The sequence below is a fragment of the Pseudomonas sp. CLCA07 genome (genome assembly GCF_053615335.1).
Genome location: NZ_CM132131.1, coordinates 4,869,180 through 4,888,741 on the forward strand (window position 1 = coordinate 4,869,180; position 19,562 = coordinate 4,888,741).

The 19,562-nt window shown below is 51.6% G+C and carries 17 protein-coding genes; all 17 read left to right on the top strand.

Translation table 11 applies throughout. The features are described from left to right. Nucleotides 1-8: 8 nt before the first annotated feature. The 17 genes from serC to ACWGZX_RS22490 all read left to right on the top strand — a co-directional run bounded on the left by serC (nt 9) and on the right by ACWGZX_RS22490 (nt 19,561). Nucleotides 9-1,094, top strand: a complete 1,086-nt coding sequence (gene serC, locus ACWGZX_RS22410; RefSeq protein WP_452625470.1) for a 3-phosphoserine/phosphohydroxythreonine transaminase — start codon at nt 9-11, stop codon at nt 1,092-1,094. Further along, the gene (gene pheA / locus ACWGZX_RS22415) at nt 1,094-2,188 is read left to right on the top strand and encodes a prephenate dehydratase (RefSeq protein ID WP_033055815.1); all 1,095 of its coding nucleotides are present in this window, start codon (nt 1,094-1,096) and stop codon (nt 2,186-2,188) included. Before serC ends, pheA begins: the two co-directional genes overlap by 1 nt. Before the next feature lie 10 nt (nt 2,189-2,198). Further along, a complete protein-coding gene (hisC, locus tag ACWGZX_RS22420) occupies nt 2,199-3,311 on the top strand; it encodes a histidinol-phosphate transaminase (protein ID WP_452625471.1) in 1,113 nt (370 codons plus the stop codon). Nucleotides 3,312-3,339: 28 nt separating this feature from the next. Continuing rightward, on the top strand, nt 3,340-5,547 hold the full coding sequence (locus tag ACWGZX_RS22425) for a bifunctional prephenate dehydrogenase/3-phosphoshikimate 1-carboxyvinyltransferase (RefSeq protein ID WP_452629053.1): 2,208 nt from the start codon (nt 3,340-3,342) through the stop codon (nt 5,545-5,547). Then, on the top strand, nt 5,544-6,233 hold the full coding sequence (gene cmk / locus ACWGZX_RS22430; protein WP_223519092.1) for a (d)CMP kinase: 690 nt from the start codon (nt 5,544-5,546) through the stop codon (nt 6,231-6,233). Before ACWGZX_RS22425 ends, cmk begins: the two co-directional genes overlap by 4 nt. Nucleotides 6,234-6,354: 121 nt before the next feature. Then, nucleotides 6,355-8,046, top strand: a complete 1,692-nt coding sequence (gene rpsA / locus ACWGZX_RS22435) for a 30S ribosomal protein S1 (RefSeq protein WP_046031753.1) — start codon at nt 6,355-6,357, stop codon at nt 8,044-8,046. Nucleotides 8,047-8,264: 218 nt separating this feature from the next. Further along, complete coding sequence (locus ACWGZX_RS22440) at nt 8,265-8,543, top strand: hypothetical protein (RefSeq protein ID WP_452625472.1); 279 nt, start codon at nt 8,265-8,267, stop codon at nt 8,541-8,543. 141 nt (nt 8,544-8,684) lie between these two features. Next, a complete protein-coding gene (gene ihfB, locus ACWGZX_RS22445; RefSeq protein ID WP_003369729.1) occupies nt 8,685-8,981 on the top strand; it encodes an integration host factor subunit beta in 297 nt (98 codons plus the stop codon). Between the two features lie 27 nt (nt 8,982-9,008). Further along, the gene (locus ACWGZX_RS22450; protein ID WP_452625473.1) at nt 9,009-9,248 is read left to right on the top strand and encodes a lipopolysaccharide assembly protein LapA domain-containing protein; all 240 of its coding nucleotides are present in this window, start codon (nt 9,009-9,011) and stop codon (nt 9,246-9,248) included. 636 nt (nt 9,249-9,884) lie between these two features. Continuing rightward, entirely contained in the window at nt 9,885-11,114 is a 1,230-nt protein-coding gene (locus ACWGZX_RS22455) for a glycosyltransferase family 4 protein (RefSeq protein WP_452625474.1), read from the top strand. An 8-nt stretch (nt 11,115-11,122) separates the two neighbouring features. After that, nucleotides 11,123-11,980, top strand: coding sequence for a dTDP-4-dehydrorhamnose reductase family protein (locus tag ACWGZX_RS22460; RefSeq protein ID WP_452625475.1), 858 nt, complete (start codon nt 11,123-11,125; stop codon nt 11,978-11,980). 30 nt (nt 11,981-12,010) lie between these two features. Then, on the top strand, nt 12,011-13,021 hold the full coding sequence (locus ACWGZX_RS22465; RefSeq protein WP_223519102.1) for a nucleoside-diphosphate sugar epimerase/dehydratase: 1,011 nt from the start codon (nt 12,011-12,013) through the stop codon (nt 13,019-13,021). Continuing rightward, nucleotides 13,014-14,141: a non-hydrolyzing UDP-N-acetylglucosamine 2-epimerase gene (gene wecB, locus ACWGZX_RS22470; protein WP_223519104.1), complete on the top strand. Its 1,128-nt coding sequence runs from the start codon at nt 13,014-13,016 to the stop codon at nt 14,139-14,141. The genes ACWGZX_RS22465 and wecB overlap by 8 nt, the downstream gene beginning before the upstream one ends. Before the next feature lie 12 nt (nt 14,142-14,153). Continuing rightward, nucleotides 14,154-15,116, top strand: a complete 963-nt coding sequence (locus ACWGZX_RS22475; RefSeq protein WP_452625476.1) for a UDP-glucose 4-epimerase family protein — start codon at nt 14,154-14,156, stop codon at nt 15,114-15,116. Next, nucleotides 15,113-16,144 carry an MraY family glycosyltransferase gene (locus ACWGZX_RS22480; protein ID WP_223519108.1) on the top strand — a complete coding sequence of 344 codons (1,032 nt, stop codon included), beginning with the start codon at nt 15,113-15,115 and terminating at the stop codon, nt 16,142-16,144. The genes ACWGZX_RS22475 and ACWGZX_RS22480 overlap by 4 nt, the downstream gene beginning before the upstream one ends. A 90-nt stretch (nt 16,145-16,234) precedes the next feature. Continuing rightward, complete coding sequence (locus ACWGZX_RS22485; protein WP_452625477.1) at nt 16,235-18,229, top strand: polysaccharide biosynthesis protein; 1,995 nt, start codon at nt 16,235-16,237, stop codon at nt 18,227-18,229. Between the two features lie 240 nt (nt 18,230-18,469). Beyond that, nucleotides 18,470-19,561 carry an acyltransferase family protein gene (locus tag ACWGZX_RS22490; protein ID WP_452625478.1) on the top strand — a complete coding sequence of 364 codons (1,092 nt, stop codon included), beginning with the start codon at nt 18,470-18,472 and terminating at the stop codon, nt 19,559-19,561. Nucleotide 19,562: the final 1 nt, after the last annotated feature.

A 19,562-nucleotide genomic window follows, 5' to 3' on the forward strand; every position in this document is an offset into this window, starting at 1 on the left:
GATTGGATGTGAGCAAGAGAGCCTATAACTTCTGTGCCGGTCCTGCGGCACTTCCCGAAGCTGTCCTGCAGCGCGCCCAGGGTGAACTCCTTGATTGGCACGGCAAGGGCCTGTCGGTCATGGAAATGAGCCATCGCAGTGATGAGTTCGTGTCCATCGCCACCAAGGCCGAGCAGGATCTGCGTGATCTGCTGAATATCCCCTCGAACTATAAAGTGCTGTTTCTGCAAGGCGGCGCCAGCCAGCAATTTGCTCAGATTCCTCTGAACCTGTTGCCGGAAAACGGCACTGCCGACTATATCGATACCGGTATCTGGTCGCAGAAAGCCATCGAAGAAGCTTCGCGCTACGGCAACGTGAATGTTGCCGCGACCGCCAAGCCTTACGACTATTTCGCTATTCCCGGTCAGAACGAATGGAACCTGTCGAAAGACGCGGCCTACGTTCACTACGCGCCGAACGAAACCATCGGTGGTCTGGAATTCCAGTGGATCCCCGAAACCGGTGATGTTCCGCTGGTGGCCGACATGTCTTCGGACATTCTGTCGCGCCCGATCGATGTTTCGCGCTTTGGCATGATCTACGCCGGCGCCCAGAAAAACATCGGCCCGAGCGGCGTCGTGGTCAACATCGTTCGCGAAGACCTGCTGGGTCACGCCCGTTCCATGTGCCCGACCATGCTCAATTACAAGGTCGCGGCCGATAATGGTTCGATGTACAACACCCCGCCGACCCTGGCCTGGTACTTGTCCGGTCTGGTGTTCGAGTGGCTGAAAGAGCAGGGTGGTGTTGAAGCCATCGGCAAGCTCAATGAAGTGAAACAGCGCACGTTGTATAACTTCATTGACGCCAGCGGCTTGTACAGCAACCCGATCAACAAATCGGATCGCTCGTGGATGAACGTGCCGTTCCGTCTGGCTGACGACCGTCTGGACAAGCCGTTTTTGGCCGGTGCCGACGAGCGTGGCCTGTTGAACCTCAAAGGTCACCGTTCCGTGGGCGGCATGCGCGCCTCCATCTATAACGCCGTCGACATCGTTGCGGTCAACGCTTTGATTTCGTACATGGCAGAGTTCGAGAAGGAACACGGCTAATGTCTGAGCAAGAACTCAAGGCACTGCGCCTGCGCATTGATGCCCTGGACGAGAAAGTCCTGGAGCTGATCAGTGAGCGCGCACGCTGCGCCCAGGAAGTTGCGCGAGTAAAGATGGCCTCGCTGGCCGAAGGCGAAGTGCCGGTGTTCTATCGTCCTGAGCGCGAAGCTCAGGTGCTCAAGCGTGTGATGGAGCGTAATAAAGGGCCGCTGGGTAACGAAGAGATGGCGCGGTTGTTCCGCGAAATCATGTCCTCGTGCCTGGCGCTCGAGCAGCCGTTGAAAGTGGCTTACCTCGGTCCTGAAGGCACGTTCACGCAGGCGGCGGCCATGAAACACTTCGGCCACGCTGTGATCAGCAAGCCGATGGCGGCGATCGACGAAGTGTTCCGCGAAGTGGCAGCCGGTGCGGTGAACTTTGGCGTGGTTCCGGTGGAAAACTCCACTGAAGGCGCGGTCAACCACACCCTAGACAGTTTCCTCGAACACGACATGGTCATCTGTGGCGAAGTCGAGTTGCGGATTCACCACCACCTGTTGGTCGGTGAAAACACCAAGACTGACAGCATCAGCCGTATCTATTCCCATGCCCAGTCGCTGGCCCAGTGCCGCAAGTGGCTGGACGCCCATTACCCGAATGTCGAGCGCGTGGCGGTGTCCAGCAACGCAGAAGCGGCCAAGCGGGTTAAAGGTGAGTGGAACTCGGCGGCCATTGCCGGCGACATGGCCGCAGGCCTGTACGGGCTGACCCGACTGGCAGAGAAGATCGAGGATCGTCCGGATAACTCCACGCGATTCCTGATGATCGGCAGCCAGGAAGTGCCGCCAACGGGCGACGATAAAACCTCGATCATCGTCTCCATGAGCAACAAGCCCGGCGCGCTTCACGAATTACTGGTGCCGTTCCACGACAATGGCATCGACCTGACGCGCATCGAGACGCGTCCATCGCGCAGCGGTAAATGGACCTACGTGTTCTTCATCGACTTCGTCGGCCACCATCGCGATCCATTGATCAAAGGTGTGCTGGAAAAGATCAGTCAGGAAGCAGTGGCACTCAAAGTGCTGGGTTCCTACCCGAAAGCAGTTCTCTAAGGGGTAGCAAATGAGTGATGACTTCCTCGCTCTGGCACAGCCGGGCGTGCAACAACTTTCGCCTTACGTCCCAGGGAAGCCTGTGGACGAACTGGCGCGCGAGCTGGACCTTGATCCGGCAAGCATCGTCAAACTGGCTAGCAATGAAAACCCGTTGGGCGCGAGTCCCAAAGCGCTGGCGGCGATTCAGGATGCTCTGGCCGAGCTGACCCGGTATCCGGACGGTAATGGTTTTGCACTCAAGACCCTGTTGGCCGAGCAGTGCCGCGTCGAACTGAATCAAGTGACGCTGGGCAATGGCTCCAACGACATTCTGGAGCTGGTCGCACGTGCCTATCTGGCGCCGGGCCTCAACGCTGTGTTCAGCGAACACGCATTTGCGGTCTACCCGATTGTGACCCAGGCCGTTGGTGCTCAGGCCAAAGTGATTCCCGCCAAAGACTGGGGGCATGACCTGTCGGCCATGCTGGCGGCAATCGATGCTGACACTCGCGTAGTCTTCATTGCCAACCCGAACAACCCGACCGGGACCTGGTTCGATGCCGAGGCACTGGATGAATTCCTCCAGGATGTTCCGGCGCATGTGCTGGTGGTGCTGGACGAGGCCTACATCGAATACGCCGAGGGCAGCGATTTGCCGGACGGTCTGGACTATCTGGCGGCTTATCCGAACCTGCTGGTTTCACGCACGTTCTCCAAGGCTTACGGCCTGGCGGCGTTGCGAGTCGGTTATGGATTGTCCACCGCCGTAGTCGCGGACGTGCTGAATCGCGTGCGTCAGCCGTTCAACGTTAATAGTCTGGCACTGGCCGCTGCCTGCGCTGCGCTGCAAGACAGCGAATATCTGACTGAAAGCCGTCGCCTGAACGAGTCCGGCATGCTGCAACTGGAAGCCGGTTTCCGTGAGTTGGGGTTGAGCTGGATTCCGTCCAAAGGCAACTTCATTTGCGTCGACCTCGGTCGCGTTGCTGCGCCGGTGTTTCAGGGCTTGTTGCGCGAAGGCGTGATCGTGCGTCCGGTGGCCAACTACGGCATGCCGAACCACCTGCGCATCACCATTGGTTTGCCGGCTGAAAACAGCCGCTTCCTTGAGGCACTGACCAAGGTTCTGGCTCGTGGTTGATGTCACTGCACTGCAATCTGCTGCGCCTATGATCGGTCGCCTGGTGGTGGTCGGTCTGGGATTGATCGGCGGTTCGTTCGCCAAAGGCTTGCGTGAAAGTGGTCTGTGCCGCGAAGTGGTTGGGGTCGATCTCGATCCGCAGTCGCGCAAGCTGGCAGTCGAGTTGGGCGTGGTGGATCGCTGCGAAGAAGACCTGGCGATAGCTTGTCAGGGCGCCGACGTGATCCAGTTGGCCGTGCCGATCCTTGCCATGGAAAAAATGTTGGTGCGCCTGGCTGCAATGGATCTCGGTTCGGCCATTCTGACCGACGTCGGCAGCGCCAAAGGTAATGTCGTCCGTGCGGCGACCGAAGCCTTTGGCGGGATTCCGTCGCGTTTTGTGCCGGGGCATCCGATAGCCGGTTCCGAGCAGAGCGGGGTGGAAGCCTCCAACGCCGAACTGTTCCGTCGTCATAAAGTGATTCTGACGCCGCTGGATCAAACCGATCCGGCCGCGTTGGCAGTGGTCGACCGTTTGTGGCGCGAATTGGGCGCCGATGTCGAGCACATGCAGGTCGAGCGCCACGATGAAGTGTTGGCGGCGACCAGCCATTTGCCGCACCTGTTGGCGTTCGGTTTGGTCGATTCGTTGGCCAAGCGCAATGAAAACCTAGAGATCTTCCGTTACGCTGCCGGCGGTTTTCGCGATTTCACAAGAATCGCGGGAAGCGACCCGGTCATGTGGCACGACATCTTCCTCGCCAACCGCGAAGCTGTCCTGCGCACACTTGATACATTTCGCAGCGACCTCGACGCTTTGCGCGACGCGGTCGATGCAGGGGATGGGCACCAATTGTTGGGCGTGTTCACTCGCGCCCGGGTTGCCCGCGAGCATTTCAGTAAAATCCTGGCCCGCCGGGCCTATGTGGACGCTATGAACTCCAACGACCTGATTTTCCTGGCACAACCTGGTGGCCGCCTGACTGGGCGGATTCGTGTACCGGGCGATAAATCGATTTCCCACCGTTCGATCATGCTCGGTTCCCTGGCCGAAGGCGTCACCGAAGTCGAAGGCTTCCTGGAGGGCGAAGACGCTCTGGCGACCCTGCAAGCCTTCCGTGACATGGGTGTTGTGATCGAAGGTCCGCACCATGGTCGCGTGACCATTCACGGTGTCGGCCTGCATGGCCTGAAGCCAGCGCCGGGCCCAATCTATCTGGGCAACTCCGGCACCTCGATGCGCCTGCTGTCTGGCCTGTTGGCTGCGCAGAACTTCGACAGCACCCTGACCGGCGACGCTTCGCTGTCCAAGCGTCCGATGAATCGCGTGGCCAATCCGCTGCGTGAAATGGGCGCCGTGATCGAGACTGCCGCTGAAGGTCGTCCGCCAATGACCATTCGTGGCGGCAGCACGCTCAAAGGCCTGACCTACACCATGCCGATGGCCAGTGCTCAGGTGAAATCCTGTCTGTTGCTGGCCGGTTTGTACGCCGAAGGCAAGACCACCGTTACCGAGCCTGCACCGACGCGCGACCATACCGAACGCATGCTGCAAGGCTTTGGCTACCCGGTCACCGTCAATGGCGCGACTGCGTCGGTCGAGTCCGGGCACAAACTGACTGCGACCCACATTGAAGTGCCGGGCGATATCTCGTCTTCTGCGTTCTTCCTGGTGGCCGCATCGATCGCCGAAGGTTCGGAGCTGGTGTTGGAGCACGTCGGCATCAATCCGACCCGTACTGGCGTGATCGACATCCTGCGTCTGATGGGCGGCGATATCACCCTGGAAAACCAGCGTGAAGTCGGCGGCGAGCCCGTCGCGGACTTGCGCGTACGTGCAGCTAAACTCAAAGGTATCGAGATTCCCGAGGCGCTGGTTCCACTGGCCATCGACGAATTCCCGGTGCTGTTCGTGGCTGCGGCCTGTGCCGAGGGGCGCACGGTGCTACGTGGTGCTGAAGAGTTGCGGGTCAAAGAGTCGGACCGGATTCAGGTCATGGCTGATGGCTTGCTGGCGCTGGGCGTCAAATGCGAACCGACCCCGGATGGCATCATTATCGACGGCGGCCAGATCGGCGGCGGCGAAGTGCATGGTCATGGCGACCACCGGATTGCCATGGCATTCAGCGTTGCATCGCTGCGCGCTACTGCACCGATCCGCATCCATGATTGCGCCAACGTCGCGACGTCGTTCCCGAACTTCCTCGCGCTGTGCGCGCAGGTCGGTATCCGGGTTGCTGAAGAGGCTCAGTCGTGATCAACAAGTCGCCAGTCATTACCATTGATGGCCCGAGCGGTTCCGGTAAAGGTACGATCGCCGGGATACTGGCGAAGCGTCTAGGATGGAACCTTCTGGATTCCGGTGCGCTGTACCGTTTGCTGGCGTTCGCCGCGCACAATCATGGTGTTGATCTGACCAATGAAGAGTTGCTGAAGGCGCTTGCAGCGCATTTGGACGTGCAATTCATCGGTGCGACGGACGGTCAACTGCAGCGAATCATTCTAGAAGGCGACGAAGTCAGCGATGTGATTCGTACGGAAAGTGTTGGCGCTGGCGCGTCCCAAATCGCTGCATTGCCCGCAGTACGCGAGGCGCTACTGCAGCGTCAGCGTGCTTTTCAGGAAATGCCGGGACTGGTAGCCGATGGCCGAGATATGGGCACAGTGGTTTTTCCGGACGCACCGCTGAAGATTTTCCTCACTGCCAGTGCCGAGGAGCGTGCGCGCCGTCGATACTTGCAGTTGAAGGGCAAAGTCGATGGTGTTAGTCTGTCGAGTCTGCTAGATGAGATACGTGTCCGCGATGAGCGTGACACCCAGCGAGCGGTAGCCCCGCTCAAACCGGCGGCTGACGCCATACAGCTGGATTCCACGGAATTATCCATCGATCAGGTGCTGGAACGCATCATGAGCGAGATCGCCATTCGCGATATCGCCGGGTGACCAAGAAGCCTCGCAGGGGACCAGTCATAGTCTTGCGGGTGCTTCTTCTAATGAACATAACCCACGTCGTCTGGGATGTGGAGATGGGCGTATCCTTCGCCCTTATTCAACAGGAATTAAAATGAGCGAAAGCTTTGCGGAACTCTTTGAAGAAAGCCTAAAAACCCTGAACCTTCAGGCAGGCTCCATCATCACCGGTGTTATCGTTGATATCGATTACCAAGCTCGCTGGGTAACCGTTCACGCTGGCCTGAAGTCTGAAGCACTCATCCCGCTTGAGCAGTTCTACAACGACGCTGGCGAACTGAACATCAACGTCGGTGACGAAGTTCACGTTGCTCTGGACTCGGTTGAAGATGGCTTTGGTGAAACCAAGCTGTCCCGTGAAAAAGCCAAGCGCGCTGAATGCTGGATTGTTCTGGAAGCAGCCTTCGCAGCCGAAGAAGTGGTCAAGGGCGTTATCAACGGTAAGGTTAAAGGCGGCTTCACTGTCGACGTTAACGGCATCCGTGCGTTCCTGCCAGGTTCTCTGGTTGACGTCCGTCCTGTGCGCGATACTACGCATCTGGAAGGCAAAGAGCTGGAATTCAAGGTCATCAAACTCGACCAGAAACGCAACAACGTTGTCGTTTCCCGTCGCAGCGTCCTCGAAGCCGAGAACTCCGCCGAGCGTGAAGCTCTGCTGGAATCCCTGCAGGAAGGTCAACAAGTCAAAGGTATCGTCAAAAACCTCACCGATTACGGCGCATTCGTCGATCTGGGTGGCGTCGATGGCCTGCTGCACATTACCGACATGGCTTGGAAGCGTATCAAGCATCCTTCCGAAATCGTCAACGTTGGCGACGAGATCGATGTCAAGGTTCTGAAGTACGATCGCGAACGCAATCGTGTTTCCCTGGGCCTCAAGCAACTGGGCGAAGATCCATGGGTTGCTATCAAAGCCCGTTACCCAGAAAGCACTCGCGTTACCGCTCGTGTAACCAACCTGACCGACTACGGCTGCTTCGCTGAGCTGGAAGAAGGCGTTGAAGGTCTGGTACACGTTTCCGAAATGGACTGGACCAACAAGAACATCCACCCTTCGAAAGTCGTACAAGTCGGCGACGAAGTGGAAGTTATGGTTCTGGACATCGACGAAGAGCGTCGTCGTATCTCTCTCGGCATCAAGCAGTGCAAATCTAACCCATGGGAAGATTTCTCTGGCCAGTTCAACAAGGGCGATAAAATCTCCGGCACCATCAAGTCGATCACCGATTTCGGTATCTTCATTGGTCTGGACGGCGGCATCGACGGTCTGGTTCACCTGTCCGACATCTCCTGGAACGAAGTGGGCGAAGAAGCCGTTCGCCGCTTCAAGAAGGGCGACGAACTGGACACCGTTATCCTGTCGGTTGACCCAGAGCGCGAGCGCATCTCCCTGGGTATCAAGCAACTGGAAAGCGATCCGTTCTCCGAGTACGTTCAAGAGAACGACAAAGGCGCAATCGTTAAAGGCATCGTGAAAGAAGTTGACGCTAAAGGCGCCATCATCACTCTGGCCGACGATATCGAAGCGACTCTGAAAGCCTCCGAAATCAGCCGTGACCGCGTTGAAGACGCGCGTAACGTTCTGAAAGAAGGCGAAGAAGTAGAAGCCAAGATCATCAGCGTTGACCGTAAGAGCCGTGTAATCCAGCTGTCGATCAAGTCGAAAGACGTTGAAGACGAGAAAGAAGCAATCCAGAGCTTGAAAGACAAGCCTGCTGCTGACGTCGCTGCTGGTCCTACCACTCTGGGCGACCTGTTGCGTGCACAAATGGAAAAACAGAACTAAGTTCTGTCAGACCATAGAAAAAGGGCGACTTCGGTCGCCCTTTTTTGTGCCTGCGATTTGATGGGCATCGTTGGTGCTTGCGGCTGCAGACGTTGTTTGTGAAGCCAATATCTGCGATGCGCTGTCTCTTTCTTTAACCGGATCAATCGTTTGTTTGCAGCTAACCTTTGGCCTGAAGTGAGCGGCAGTCGGGTGGGGTTTCTGGCATAAGGAAGTGAATGAACAAGCTCATTGTCGCAATAGCAGTACTGACATTGGCGGGTTGTACTACTAATGCCAAGACTCACGTCGTACGTGGGGTCAGTGGAATCGAGATTGATTGTTCGGGGCTGGGCTCCGGGTGGGAAAAATGCCGCAAGCGTGCGGAAAAGGAGTGTAAGGCGTCGGGGTATAAAATCTTGGCAAGGTCCGATGATGTGAAGGAAGAAGATGTATTTCCTTTTGGTTTCAATCCTGCAGGATATCTGACACGGACCATGCTGGTGGTCTGTCGTTGAGGTTGATCTGTGTTGTAGCTGTTTGAGATTGGCTGGCTTCCTTGGTAAAGATATGTCAGCGCTCAGGCTGTTCAAATTCTTCCTGGCATGCTAAAACCTTTGAAGCGCTTTTCCTAGCTGCTTGAAAAAGAAGGGAAAAATATGACGAAGTCGGAGTTGATAGAACGAATTGTCACCCATCAAGGGCTGCTCTCGTCCAAGGATGTGGAGTTGGCCATCAAGACCATGCTTGAGCAAATGTCACAATGCCTGGCCACAGGGGATCGTATTGAGATCCGTGGGTTTGGCAGTTTCTCTTTGCACTATCGGGCGCCGCGGGTTGGGCGTAATCCGAAAACCGGTCAGTCGGTTAGCCTGGATGGAAAGTTTGTCCCGCATTTCAAGCCGGGGAAAGAACTGCGTGATCGTGTGAACGAGGACGAGGAGGAAGGGCTTTGACAGTGGCCGAAATCCTGGGAGGCGCTCATGCATAATCTCAAGCGCGTACTAATGGCATTGTTCGCTTTGTTGATGATTTTGGCGATTCTGGCTTTTATTCTCGAGAATCAGCAATCGGTTTCCTTGTTGTTTCTTGGTTGGGCGGGGCCGCAACTGCCGGTATCGCTGGTGATAATTCTTGCTTTGCTAATCGGCATGGTTATAGGCCCGGTTCTCGGTTGGCTGCTGGGGCGTACGTCTAGGGCTTCTCGCAAGCGCCTTGTCTGATTGAGACGGGCACGAGGAGCACGTCGTATTTGTGTCGCAGATTGTCTGTAACTATTAGTAAAACCAGCACTAAGCTGTAAAATAGTGTGTTTTTCCGAGTGGTGGTATATGGCCACTCCAGTTGAGGTTAGCTCTGTCAGAGGCCTCAGTTAGCACGGATGGCTTTGCATTCATGGATTGGGCAGTGGTAGATCGATGGCTGTCGGGAACTCAAGGGTATAGTTTTGCATGAAAACGCTCGTAACCTGCGTCGCTGGATTTATCAGTTCGGTATTCATTCGTCATATCATCCCCAGTAAGAGCGACTCGGTAGTTAACGCCGATAAGCTTGCTTTCGCAGGCAGTCTTGAAGCGCCGGTCGACGTTAGCCAGAAGCCTCGTTATGTTTTGGAGGGGCTTTATTGTCTTGTGGCGTCTATTCGTCAGTTATTTCCCTTGGGTCTCCAATTCTCGCTGATTGGGTGTTTACGTGTCGATTTGTCGAGAGTTGTTGGAGTTTTGCAGAGGTATAGCTCTGCTACTTATGCAGTGTTTTTTTATGTTTACTAGTTGGCTATTTTTTTAAATTTTCGAAGGTTTTCGCGGAATGAAGTTATTACTAATAGCGCGATTATTTAACAGGTTTGATTAGCGTATATGCGTATTTTGCTGATGTCCCAGTATTTTTGGCCGGAATCATTTGTAATAAATGATTTGGCGATCAAGCTTGCCAGTAAGGGGCATGAAGTTACCGTTGCCACAGGGAAGCCCAATTATCCCGATGGGGATATTTATGACGGTTACAGTGCCAAGGGAGTGCAGTGCGAGCGCTATTCCTCGCTGATCGATGTGGTTCGTGTGCCAGTTTATCCTCGTGGCAAGGGAGGGGCTAAAAAACTGGTATTGAATTACTTGTCATTTGTTGTGATGGGGCTTTGGTATTTCCCTAAACTCCTTAAGGGGAAAAAAATCGATGCGATTATAGTTTTTGCCCCTTCGCCTATTGTCCAGGTAATACCCGCGATACTCTTAAAGTGGGCCAAGCGCGCACACTTAGCTGTCTGGGTGCAGGACTTATGGCCGGAAAGTCTTTCTGCGACCGGGTTTGTTAAGAAGTCGTGGGTGCTCAAGTCAGTGGGGTATATGGTTCGTGGTATTTATAAGTGTTGTGATACTCTGTTGCTGCAGTCTCGGGCTTTTTTTGAGCCGACAAAAAAGTATGCTGGTTCGGAAAAATTGGTTTATTTTCCAAATTCAATAGATAGCAAAAATTTTTCAGTTATAGGGAATGTCATTCCCGAAACTCTGAAAAGTGAGCTCGAAAGCCATTTCAGCGTGGTGTTTGCGGGTAACATTGGTACGGCTCAGTCAGTGGAAAGTATTGTTGAGGCCGCGTCGTTATTAAAGCAAGAAGCAGGGGTGAGGATATTCATTGTCGGCAGTGGCAGCATGCTCGAATGGGTGGCAAGCCAAAAAAAATCACTTCATCTGGATAACCTGGTGTTGCCTGGTCGCTTTCCGGCGGATGCCATGCCTGAATTATTTGAATGTGCTGCTGCGTTGTTGGTTTCTCTGAATGATGAGGAAATTTTCTCTTATACTATTCCTAGCAAAATTCAGGCTTATCTTGCCGCCGGTCGCCCGATTATTGCGGCCTTAAGGGGGGAGGGGGCTCGGGTGATCAGTGAGTCAGGCGCCGGATTGGTGTGCCCCCCTGCAAGTGGTCAGTTGTTGGCTGCAACCATTTTAGCATTGAAAGAGAGCTCAAGCGTTGAGCGTGATAAAATGGGGCTGGCAGGATTGAAATATTTTAATGAAAATTTTGATATGGATTTTCAATGCGGTCGATTGATTGATATCTTGACTGCGCGTCTCAACAGAAAATAGGTGCTGGAATGCGTGTATTGGTCTTGGGTGCAACAGGTATGCTGGGTAATGCTGTTTTCAAAGTGCTCAGCAGTTCGTCTGCATTGAGTGTTATTGGAACGGTTCGTAATGCTAAAGCAATTGATAGTTTTGATAGCAAAGTTAAAGGTAATTTGATCTCGGGCGTTGATGTTCTTGATCAAGACTCTTTAGTCGATGTCTTTGAGCGCTCTAAGCCTGATGTTGTAATTAACTGTATTGGGCTGATTAAGCAATTAAGCTCTGCTAAAGATCCTTTGTCTGTATTACCCATTAACGCAATGTTGCCCCATCGGCTGGCCAAACTGTGTGCTTTGGTCGGGAGCCGCTTAGTACATATTAGTACTGACTGTGTTTTTTCCGGTCGAAAGGGTATGTATAAAGAAAACGATGTTTCTGATGCTGAAGATTTGTATGGAAAATCTAAGTATATCGGAGAAATTGTTGACCAATCGCATGTTGTTACTCTTCGTACTTCAATTATCGGGCATGAACTGAATAGTCAATCATCGCTCATTGACTGGTTTCTTTCGCAATCCGGCTCTGTCAAAGGGTTTTCAAAAGCTGTTTTTTCCGGGTTACCAACAGTTGAACTGGCTCGCGTCATTCTAGATTTTGTAATCCCGCAGCCCGCCCTCCAAGGGTTATACCATGTCTCTGCAGAGCCAATCGATAAGCTGACGTTGTTGCGCCATGTCGCCAAGATTTATCAAAAAGAAATCAGCATTGACCCGGATGAGCAGCTACAAATTGATCGGTCATTAGATTCGTCTCGGTTCCGAACGGCTACAGGATATGCGCCTCCACAGTGGCCTGATCTAATTGAAGCTATGCGCGCTAACCGTTAGACTTCCATTTTTTAAATTTTGGTGATCAATATGTTCGACGATAAGATTCTGATGATAACGGGCGGTACTGGTTCGTTTGGAAACACTGTTCTCAAGCGTTTTCTCGATACAAACGTCAAGGAGATTCGTGTTTTTAGTCGTGATGAAAAAAAACAGGAAGACATGCGTATAGCGTTAGGTAATGACAAAGTCAAATTTTATATCGGCGATGTCAGGGACTACGCTAGTGTTTCCCAAGCGATGGTCGGTGTGGACTACATATTTCACGCCGCGGCGCTTAAACAAGTTCCATCTTGTGAGTTTTACCCGATGGAGGCCGTTAAAACCAACGTAATTGGTACTGAAAACGTACTCAATGCGGCTATTGCCAATAATGTCAGTCGAGTCGTTGTACTTAGTACTGACAAAGCCGTATACCCCATTAACGCAATGGGTATCTCCAAGGCTATGGCTGAGAAGCTTGTAGTTGCCAAGTCCCGGATCATTCCCGAAACCGGACCTGTCATCTGTTCTACCCGTTATGGAAATGTTATGGCATCTCGAGGGTCGGTAATTCCTCTTTTTGTCAAACAGCTTAAGGACGGTGATGAACTGACTGTTACAGATCCAAGTATGACGCGTTTCCTGATGTCACTTGATGACTCTGTAGATTTGGTTCTTCACGCATTTGAGCATGCCGAGCAAGGCGACATTTTTGTTCAAAAAGCACCGGCATCCACTGTTGCTGATTTGGCTCAGGCGCTTAAAGAGCTTTTCTTGGGCGATAACGCAATCAAAGTCATCGGTACTCGTCACGGCGAAAAATTGTACGAATCACTAATTTCACGTGAAGAAATGGCTAAAGCCGAGGATATGGGGCGGTATTATCGTATTCCCGCCGATAATAGGGATCTTAATTACAAGAAATACTTTGTCGAAGGCGAGCAAAATATTTCCGAGTTGGATGACTATACTTCGCATAATACCGAGCGTTTGGATGTTCCTGGCATTAAAGAGCTTTTGTTGAAGTTGGACTTCATTAAGGAGCAATTAGATGCTTAAGGTAATGACGCTGGTGGGAACACGGCCCGAACTTATTAAGATGAGTCGCGTTATTGCAGAATTGGATAAGCAGACTGATCATGTTCTCGTTCACTCTGGTCAAAACTATGACTATGAGTTGAATCAGGTTTTTTTTGATGATCTTGAAATTCGAAAGCCTGACCATTTTCTTGGTGCTGTGGGTGAGACAGCAGCACAGACTATTGCTGAAGTTATCTCGAAGTCAGACGCGATATTCGAACTGGAAAAGCCTGACGCGCTTTTGTTGTATGGAGATACCAATACCTGTTTGGCTGTGATCGCGGCTAAGCGTCGAAAAATTCCGGTTTTTCATATGGAAGCAGGCAATCGTTGTTTTGATCAGCGAGTGCCCGAAGAGTTGAATCGTAAGGTTCTTGACCATCTGAGTGATATTAACCTGGTTTTGACTGAGCATGCTCGTCGGTATCTCTTAGATGAAGGCATTAGGCCTGAAACGATCATTAAAACCGGGTCGCACATGGAGGAAGTTCTTGATCATTATATGCCGAAAATTTTGGCGTCTAATATCTTGGAGCGAGAGCAACTTGAGGATGGCAAATTTTTTGTAGTTAGTGCTCACCGCGAGGAAAATGTCGATACACCTGAAAACTTGATCGATCTCCTAGGGTCGCTTCGTGCATTGGCCGATAATTATGGATTTCCAGTTATTGTCTCTACGCATCCACGCACGCGTAAACGTCTTGAAGCATTGGGTGAGTCCCTTGAGCATCCATTGATTCGGTTTGTCAAGCCTTTTGGTTTGCTAGATTATATCAAGCTGCAGATGGGTTCGTTTTGTGTCCTGTCTGACAGCGGAACCATTACCGAGGAGGCCTCTTTGTTGAACCTCCCGGCGGTTACAATTCGTAATGCTCATGAGCGCCCCGAAGGAATGGATGAGGGAACGCTCATCATGTGTGGGCTTAAAGTTGACCGGGTGCTGGATGCAGTGCGGGTTGTGACAAGTCAGCATCACCGTGGGGCTCGTGTCATTCCTGTTGTAAAGGACTATCTTGGCGGCCCAGTCTCAAAACAGATAGCACGAGTTATTTATAGTTATACGGACTATATTAATCGTACCGTATGGTCTAAGGCATAAAAGGGTGGACGCATGCGCGTATTGGTGACGGGATCGTCTGGATTTGTTGGCAGTAGGCTGCTTAAGGTTTTAGCAAACAAAAAAAATGTTGAGGTTTTTGCAGCCGCGCGTCGTGAGTCTATCGATTGTCCTGATACGGTGCGCATGCTAAAAAATTTTGAACTTTCCTCTTCTGTGGATTGGACGCCAAATTTGATTGGTATGGACGTTATCGTCCATACGGCGGCTCGAGTTCATGTTATGAACGATCAAGCATTAGATCCTCTCGAGGCGTTTAGAGCGGTTAATGTTAAAGGGACGCTAAAGCTTGCTGAGCAGGCGGCCTCAGCTGGTGTTCGTCGTTTCGTTTTTATAAGCTCTATAAAGGTCAATGGAGAGAGCACGACAAAGAGTGATGCTTACTCACCTGAGACAGCACCTGCACCTTTAGATCCGTATGGTGTTTCCAAAATGGAAGCAGAATTAGGGCTGAAAGCTATTGCAGAAAGGACAGGGATGGAGGTTGTAATAATCAGACCTGTGTTGGTTTATGGGCCTGGTGTTAAGGCGAATTTTCTGAAGATGATGCAATGGCTTGATAAAGGCGTTCCTTTACCATTTGGCGCGATTCGAAATAGTCGAAGCCTTGTTGCGTTAGATAACTTGGTTGACCTTATTGTTTTATGTATGGAACACCCTGCGGCTGCCAATCAAACCTTCATGGTAAGTGACGGTGAAGACCTGTCGACTTCTGAACTATTGCGGAGAATGGCGCGTGCGTTGGACAAGCCCGCGCGCCTACTTCCTGTGCCAGTATGGATACTTCGCTTAGGCGCTCGCCTTCTTGGGAAGTCAGATCTGTCGCAACGGCTATGTGGATCGCTGCAGGTAGATATAAGCAAGACTCGCGAAGTTTTAGGCTGGAAACCATTAGTTTCGGTGGATTCCGCCTTGAAGGAGGCGGCTATACACTTTCAAGAGAGTCGCAAACAATGATTTACTGGTGGTTAATTCCTGCTGTGGCCATTGCTTCGTTATGTCTTACTGCGGGATTACGTCGCTATGCGCTTGCGTTAAGTATTATTGATATTCCCAACGCTCGTAGTTCTCATTCGGTTCCTACTCCTCGGGGTGGAGGGGTTGCAATCGTTGTAGCTTTCCTGCTCTCACTACCATTATTGGGTTGGGCAAATTTAGTTCCCTGGGAAGCCCTGGTGGCTTTAGGCGGTGCTGGAGGATTGGTTGCGGTCATCGGTTTTATGGATGATCACGGCCATATAGCCGCTCGATGGCGCCTACTTGGCCATTTCAGTGCTGGTGCTTGGGCGTTGTTCTGGTTTGGCGGGCTTCCTTCTGTCACTGTTATTGGTTGGACAGTTGATCTCGGTTGGGTCGGACACCTTCTTGGGGTCATTTACTTGGTCTGGATGCTAAATCTTTACAATTTCATGGATGGAATTGACGGTATTGCTAGTATTGAGGCTTTGTGTGCTTGCCTCGGGGCCTGTTTACTTTACTGGCTTGGCGGGTTTACTGAGCTTTTATGGACTCCTTTGATACTGGCAATGGCCGTTGCCGGGTTTCTCTATTGGAATTTTCCTCCTGCACGTATTTTTATGGGGGACGCAGGAAGCGGGTTTTTGGGTATCGCCCTGGGAATGATTTCGTTACAGGCTGCTTGGGTTTCATCGCAGCTACTTTGGGGATGGCTAATCCTCTTGGGCGTGTTTATTGTCGATGCGACATTTACACTGCTACGTCGGTTGGTTCGAGGAGACAAGGTTTACGAAGCTCACCGAAGCCATGCTTATCAGTACGCTTCGCGAATGGCTGGAAAGCACTTGCCAATCACGCTTGCGGTGGGAGGCATCAACCTGTTTTGGTTGTTACCTATCGGAATCTGCGTAACAAAGTTTGGGCTTGATGGAGCGCTCGGGCTGATGATCGCCTACTTGCCTCTAATCGTCCTGGCGATAATGTTTCACGCAGGGGAGTTAGAAAAGACGCCATCTTCAGGTGTTTGAGGCTTGATGTTGTAAAGTATTGATTGTATGCGAATGTGGCACTCAAAGTGTCTGACTAATAAAAGTGTGGTGAGAGGTGTTCGTAGGGGTATGGATAAGTTCCGAGCTTTGCTATTAGGTCTTCCGCGCCGAAGTAAACGACTTATTCAGGTGACGGTAGACATCGTCCTTGTCTGGCTAGCCCTCTGGATGGCATTTGTTGTTCGCTTGGGGGTTGATGATTTGATCAATCCTTTTACTCAACACCTTTGGCTCTTCCTAAGTGCCCCAGTGGTAGCCATTCCGCTCTTTATCCGCTTTGGCATGTATCGCGCTGTTATGCGCTACTTCGGGAATGACGCTCTTATCGCAATCATTAAGGCAGTCAGCCTGTCATCCTTAATTCTCGGCGTTGTCGTCTATTGGTACAGTAATCATCAAAATGTCGTACCTCGGTCAATCATTTTCAACTACTGGTGGTTGAATTTGATCATGATTGGTGGTTTGCGGCTGGCAATGCGTCAGTTTTTCCTTGGAGATTGGTTTTCTGCGGCTCAACATGTCCCTTTCACCAATCGTGATGACGGTTTGCCGAAAGTAGCTATCTACGGGGCTGGAGCTGCCGGAAATCAGCTCGTCGCAGCGTTGCGAATGGGGCGTATCATGCGTCCTGTTGCCTTTATCGATGACGATAGCAGTATTGCCAGTCGTATTATCTCCGGACTGCAAGTCTACAAACCCAAGCATATTCAGCAGATGATTGACGTGACTGGCGCGCAAGAAATTCTACTGGCGATTCCTTCATCATCTCGTGGTCGTCGTCGTGAGATCCTCGGTTTGCTTGAGAGTTACCCGCTTCATGTCCGTAGTGTGCCTGGGTTCATGGACTTGGCAAGCGGGCGGGTTAAGGTCGATGATATCCAAGAGGTGGATATTGCCGATTTGTTGGGGCGCGATGCAGTGCCTGCTCAAGAGGAGTTGCTTGAGCATTGCATCAAGGAGCAGGTGGTCCTTGTCACTGGTGCAGGCGGCTCCATAGGCTCCGAACTGTGCCGACAAATTCTGGCACTTCGTCCGACTGCCCTTTTGTTGTTCGAACACAGCGAATTTAATCTCTACAGTATTCTTTCTGAGCTTGAACAGCGAATTAATCGTGAATCCTTGTCGGTAAAACTGCTGCCAATTTTAGGGTCGGTTCGAAACCAGCATCAACTTCTGGATGTGATGAAATCTTGGCATGTAGACACTGTTTATCATGCCGCGGCTTATAAACATGTCCCTATGGTTGAACACAATATTGCTGAGGGTGTGCTAAATAACGTGATTGGCACTCTTAATACAGCCCAAGCTGCTTTGCAGGCGGGCGTCTCGAACTTTGTGCTGATCTCCACCGACAAGGCGGTTCGGCCCACCAACGTAATGGGCAGTACCAAGCGGCTCGCTGAACTGACTCTTCAGGCATTAAGTAAAGAGGCCGGGCCGGTGTTATTTGGCAATAGGACTAGTGTCTCTACGGTTAATAAAACTCGATTTACGATGGTCCGGTTTGGTAATGTTCTGGGGTCCTCAGGTTCGGTTATCCCTTTATTCCATAAGCAAATCAAGTCGGGTGGTCCGATAACAGTTACGCACCCGAAGATTACTCGTTACTTCATGACTATTCCCGAGGCCGCACAATTGGTCATTCAAGCCGGCTCTATGGGGCAGGGCGGCGACGTATTCGTGTTAGACATGGGCGAGCCAGTAAAAATCGTCGAACTGGCGGAAAAAATGATTCATCTGTCCGGTTTAAGTGTCCGCTCAGACAAAAATGCCCATGGCGATATCGCTATTGAGTTCACTGGTCTGCGCCCAGGAGAGAAGCTTTACGAAGAGTTGCTGATTGGGGATAACGTAGCTGCAACTCAGCATCCGATGATCATGACTGCAAACGAGGATCATCTGGATTGGGATGTGCTCAAGGCCAGGCTTACCGAACTGTTGGCTGCGGTCGAGCAGGATGACTACTCCCGTGTCCGTCAATTGCTGCGTGAGACTGTCCAGGGTTATACGCCGGACGGCGAAATTGTTGACTGGATCTACCAGCAACGTCGACTTGAGCCCTGATCACAACATAGGGGAGTAGGATAGTCAGCATCGGAAGGGCTTCTACGTAGGTGCTGAGAAACTGCGTCGTGAATCCCATATTCGCAACTGCTCGCCAGACATTACGCGGAAACGTGAGGCATGTCTGGCAGTAGGAGTGCCATAAATGGGGGCGCGCCTCGTAACGCTTAGTGAAGTGCCATTAGCTCACCGGAGTGGGGTAGTAGGCTAACAGTGCCATTACTCCAAGCGACGATCAGAATGCAAAAAAATATCGATATCGAAGCCCTAAGAACTTACGCGGTCGGTATGACGGTGATCGCCCATTTAGGTGAGTTGATACCCGCTTGGACGTCATCTTTATCGGTATTTTGGTTGGGTAGTGGTGTAGATCTATTCTTCTGCATCTCTGGATTTCTAATCTGCCAGATTCTTCTTCAACAACGTGATTCAACGTTTGGTGATGTCGCAAAAGTATTTTGGGTCAAGCGAGTATCCAGGCTATGGCCTGCCGCGATGTTCTGGAGCGTGTTCTCGCTCTGGTGTGCCTTTTTTTTCAAAGATGGAGTTTTTGGTTCCTTTAATGACAGCCTGACTAATGCGCTTTTTAGTATGTTGCAGTTTGAGAACGGCTATCTTGTAGGTTGCGTGTATTTTCAATGGTTACCTTGCGCGATCAGTCCAAACTATTGGGTCTATTGGTCGTTGTCGCTAGAAGAACAGTTTTATTTTGTATTCCCCTTTCTGTTGTTTTTTGTTCGAGTGCGATACTTGGTCCCTGCGTTACTCATAATGGTGCTTTTGCAACTCGCCATCGTCAGGCCGTGGGGGACACCGCTATGGTTTTTTCGCACTGATGCGCTATTGCTCGGAGTGCTTCTTGCTGTATTGAAACAAAGCGTCTATTTAAAAAATATCCGTTTGTTCGACAATAATAATGTAATTAGAGTTGCCTGTGTCGTGTCGTTGTTGGCGGCGACAGTGTTGCTCGCTCGACGAGACTGGTTTTCTTTATTTCACAGTTATGTTGTTCTGGCAGCATTTTCTCTAGTTGTACTCGCTTCCTTCAACAAAAACTATATCGTGAGTTCGGAGCGAGGGCGCCGGATTTCATGCTTTTTTGGCGCGCGATCTTACTCTATCTACTTGATCCATACTATCGCGTATTATCTGACGCGCGAAATATTTATCAGGCTAGGGGCGGGAGGTGAACCTACGCAGGTACACATCGCTTTGATGCTTATAGTCGCCGCAGTTCTATTGGGGTTGATGGTAGAATTTTCGTACCGGTTGGTAGAGCAACCTTGTCGATTGTACGGACGTAATCTAGTCGCCAGTTATAGGGAGGAATAGT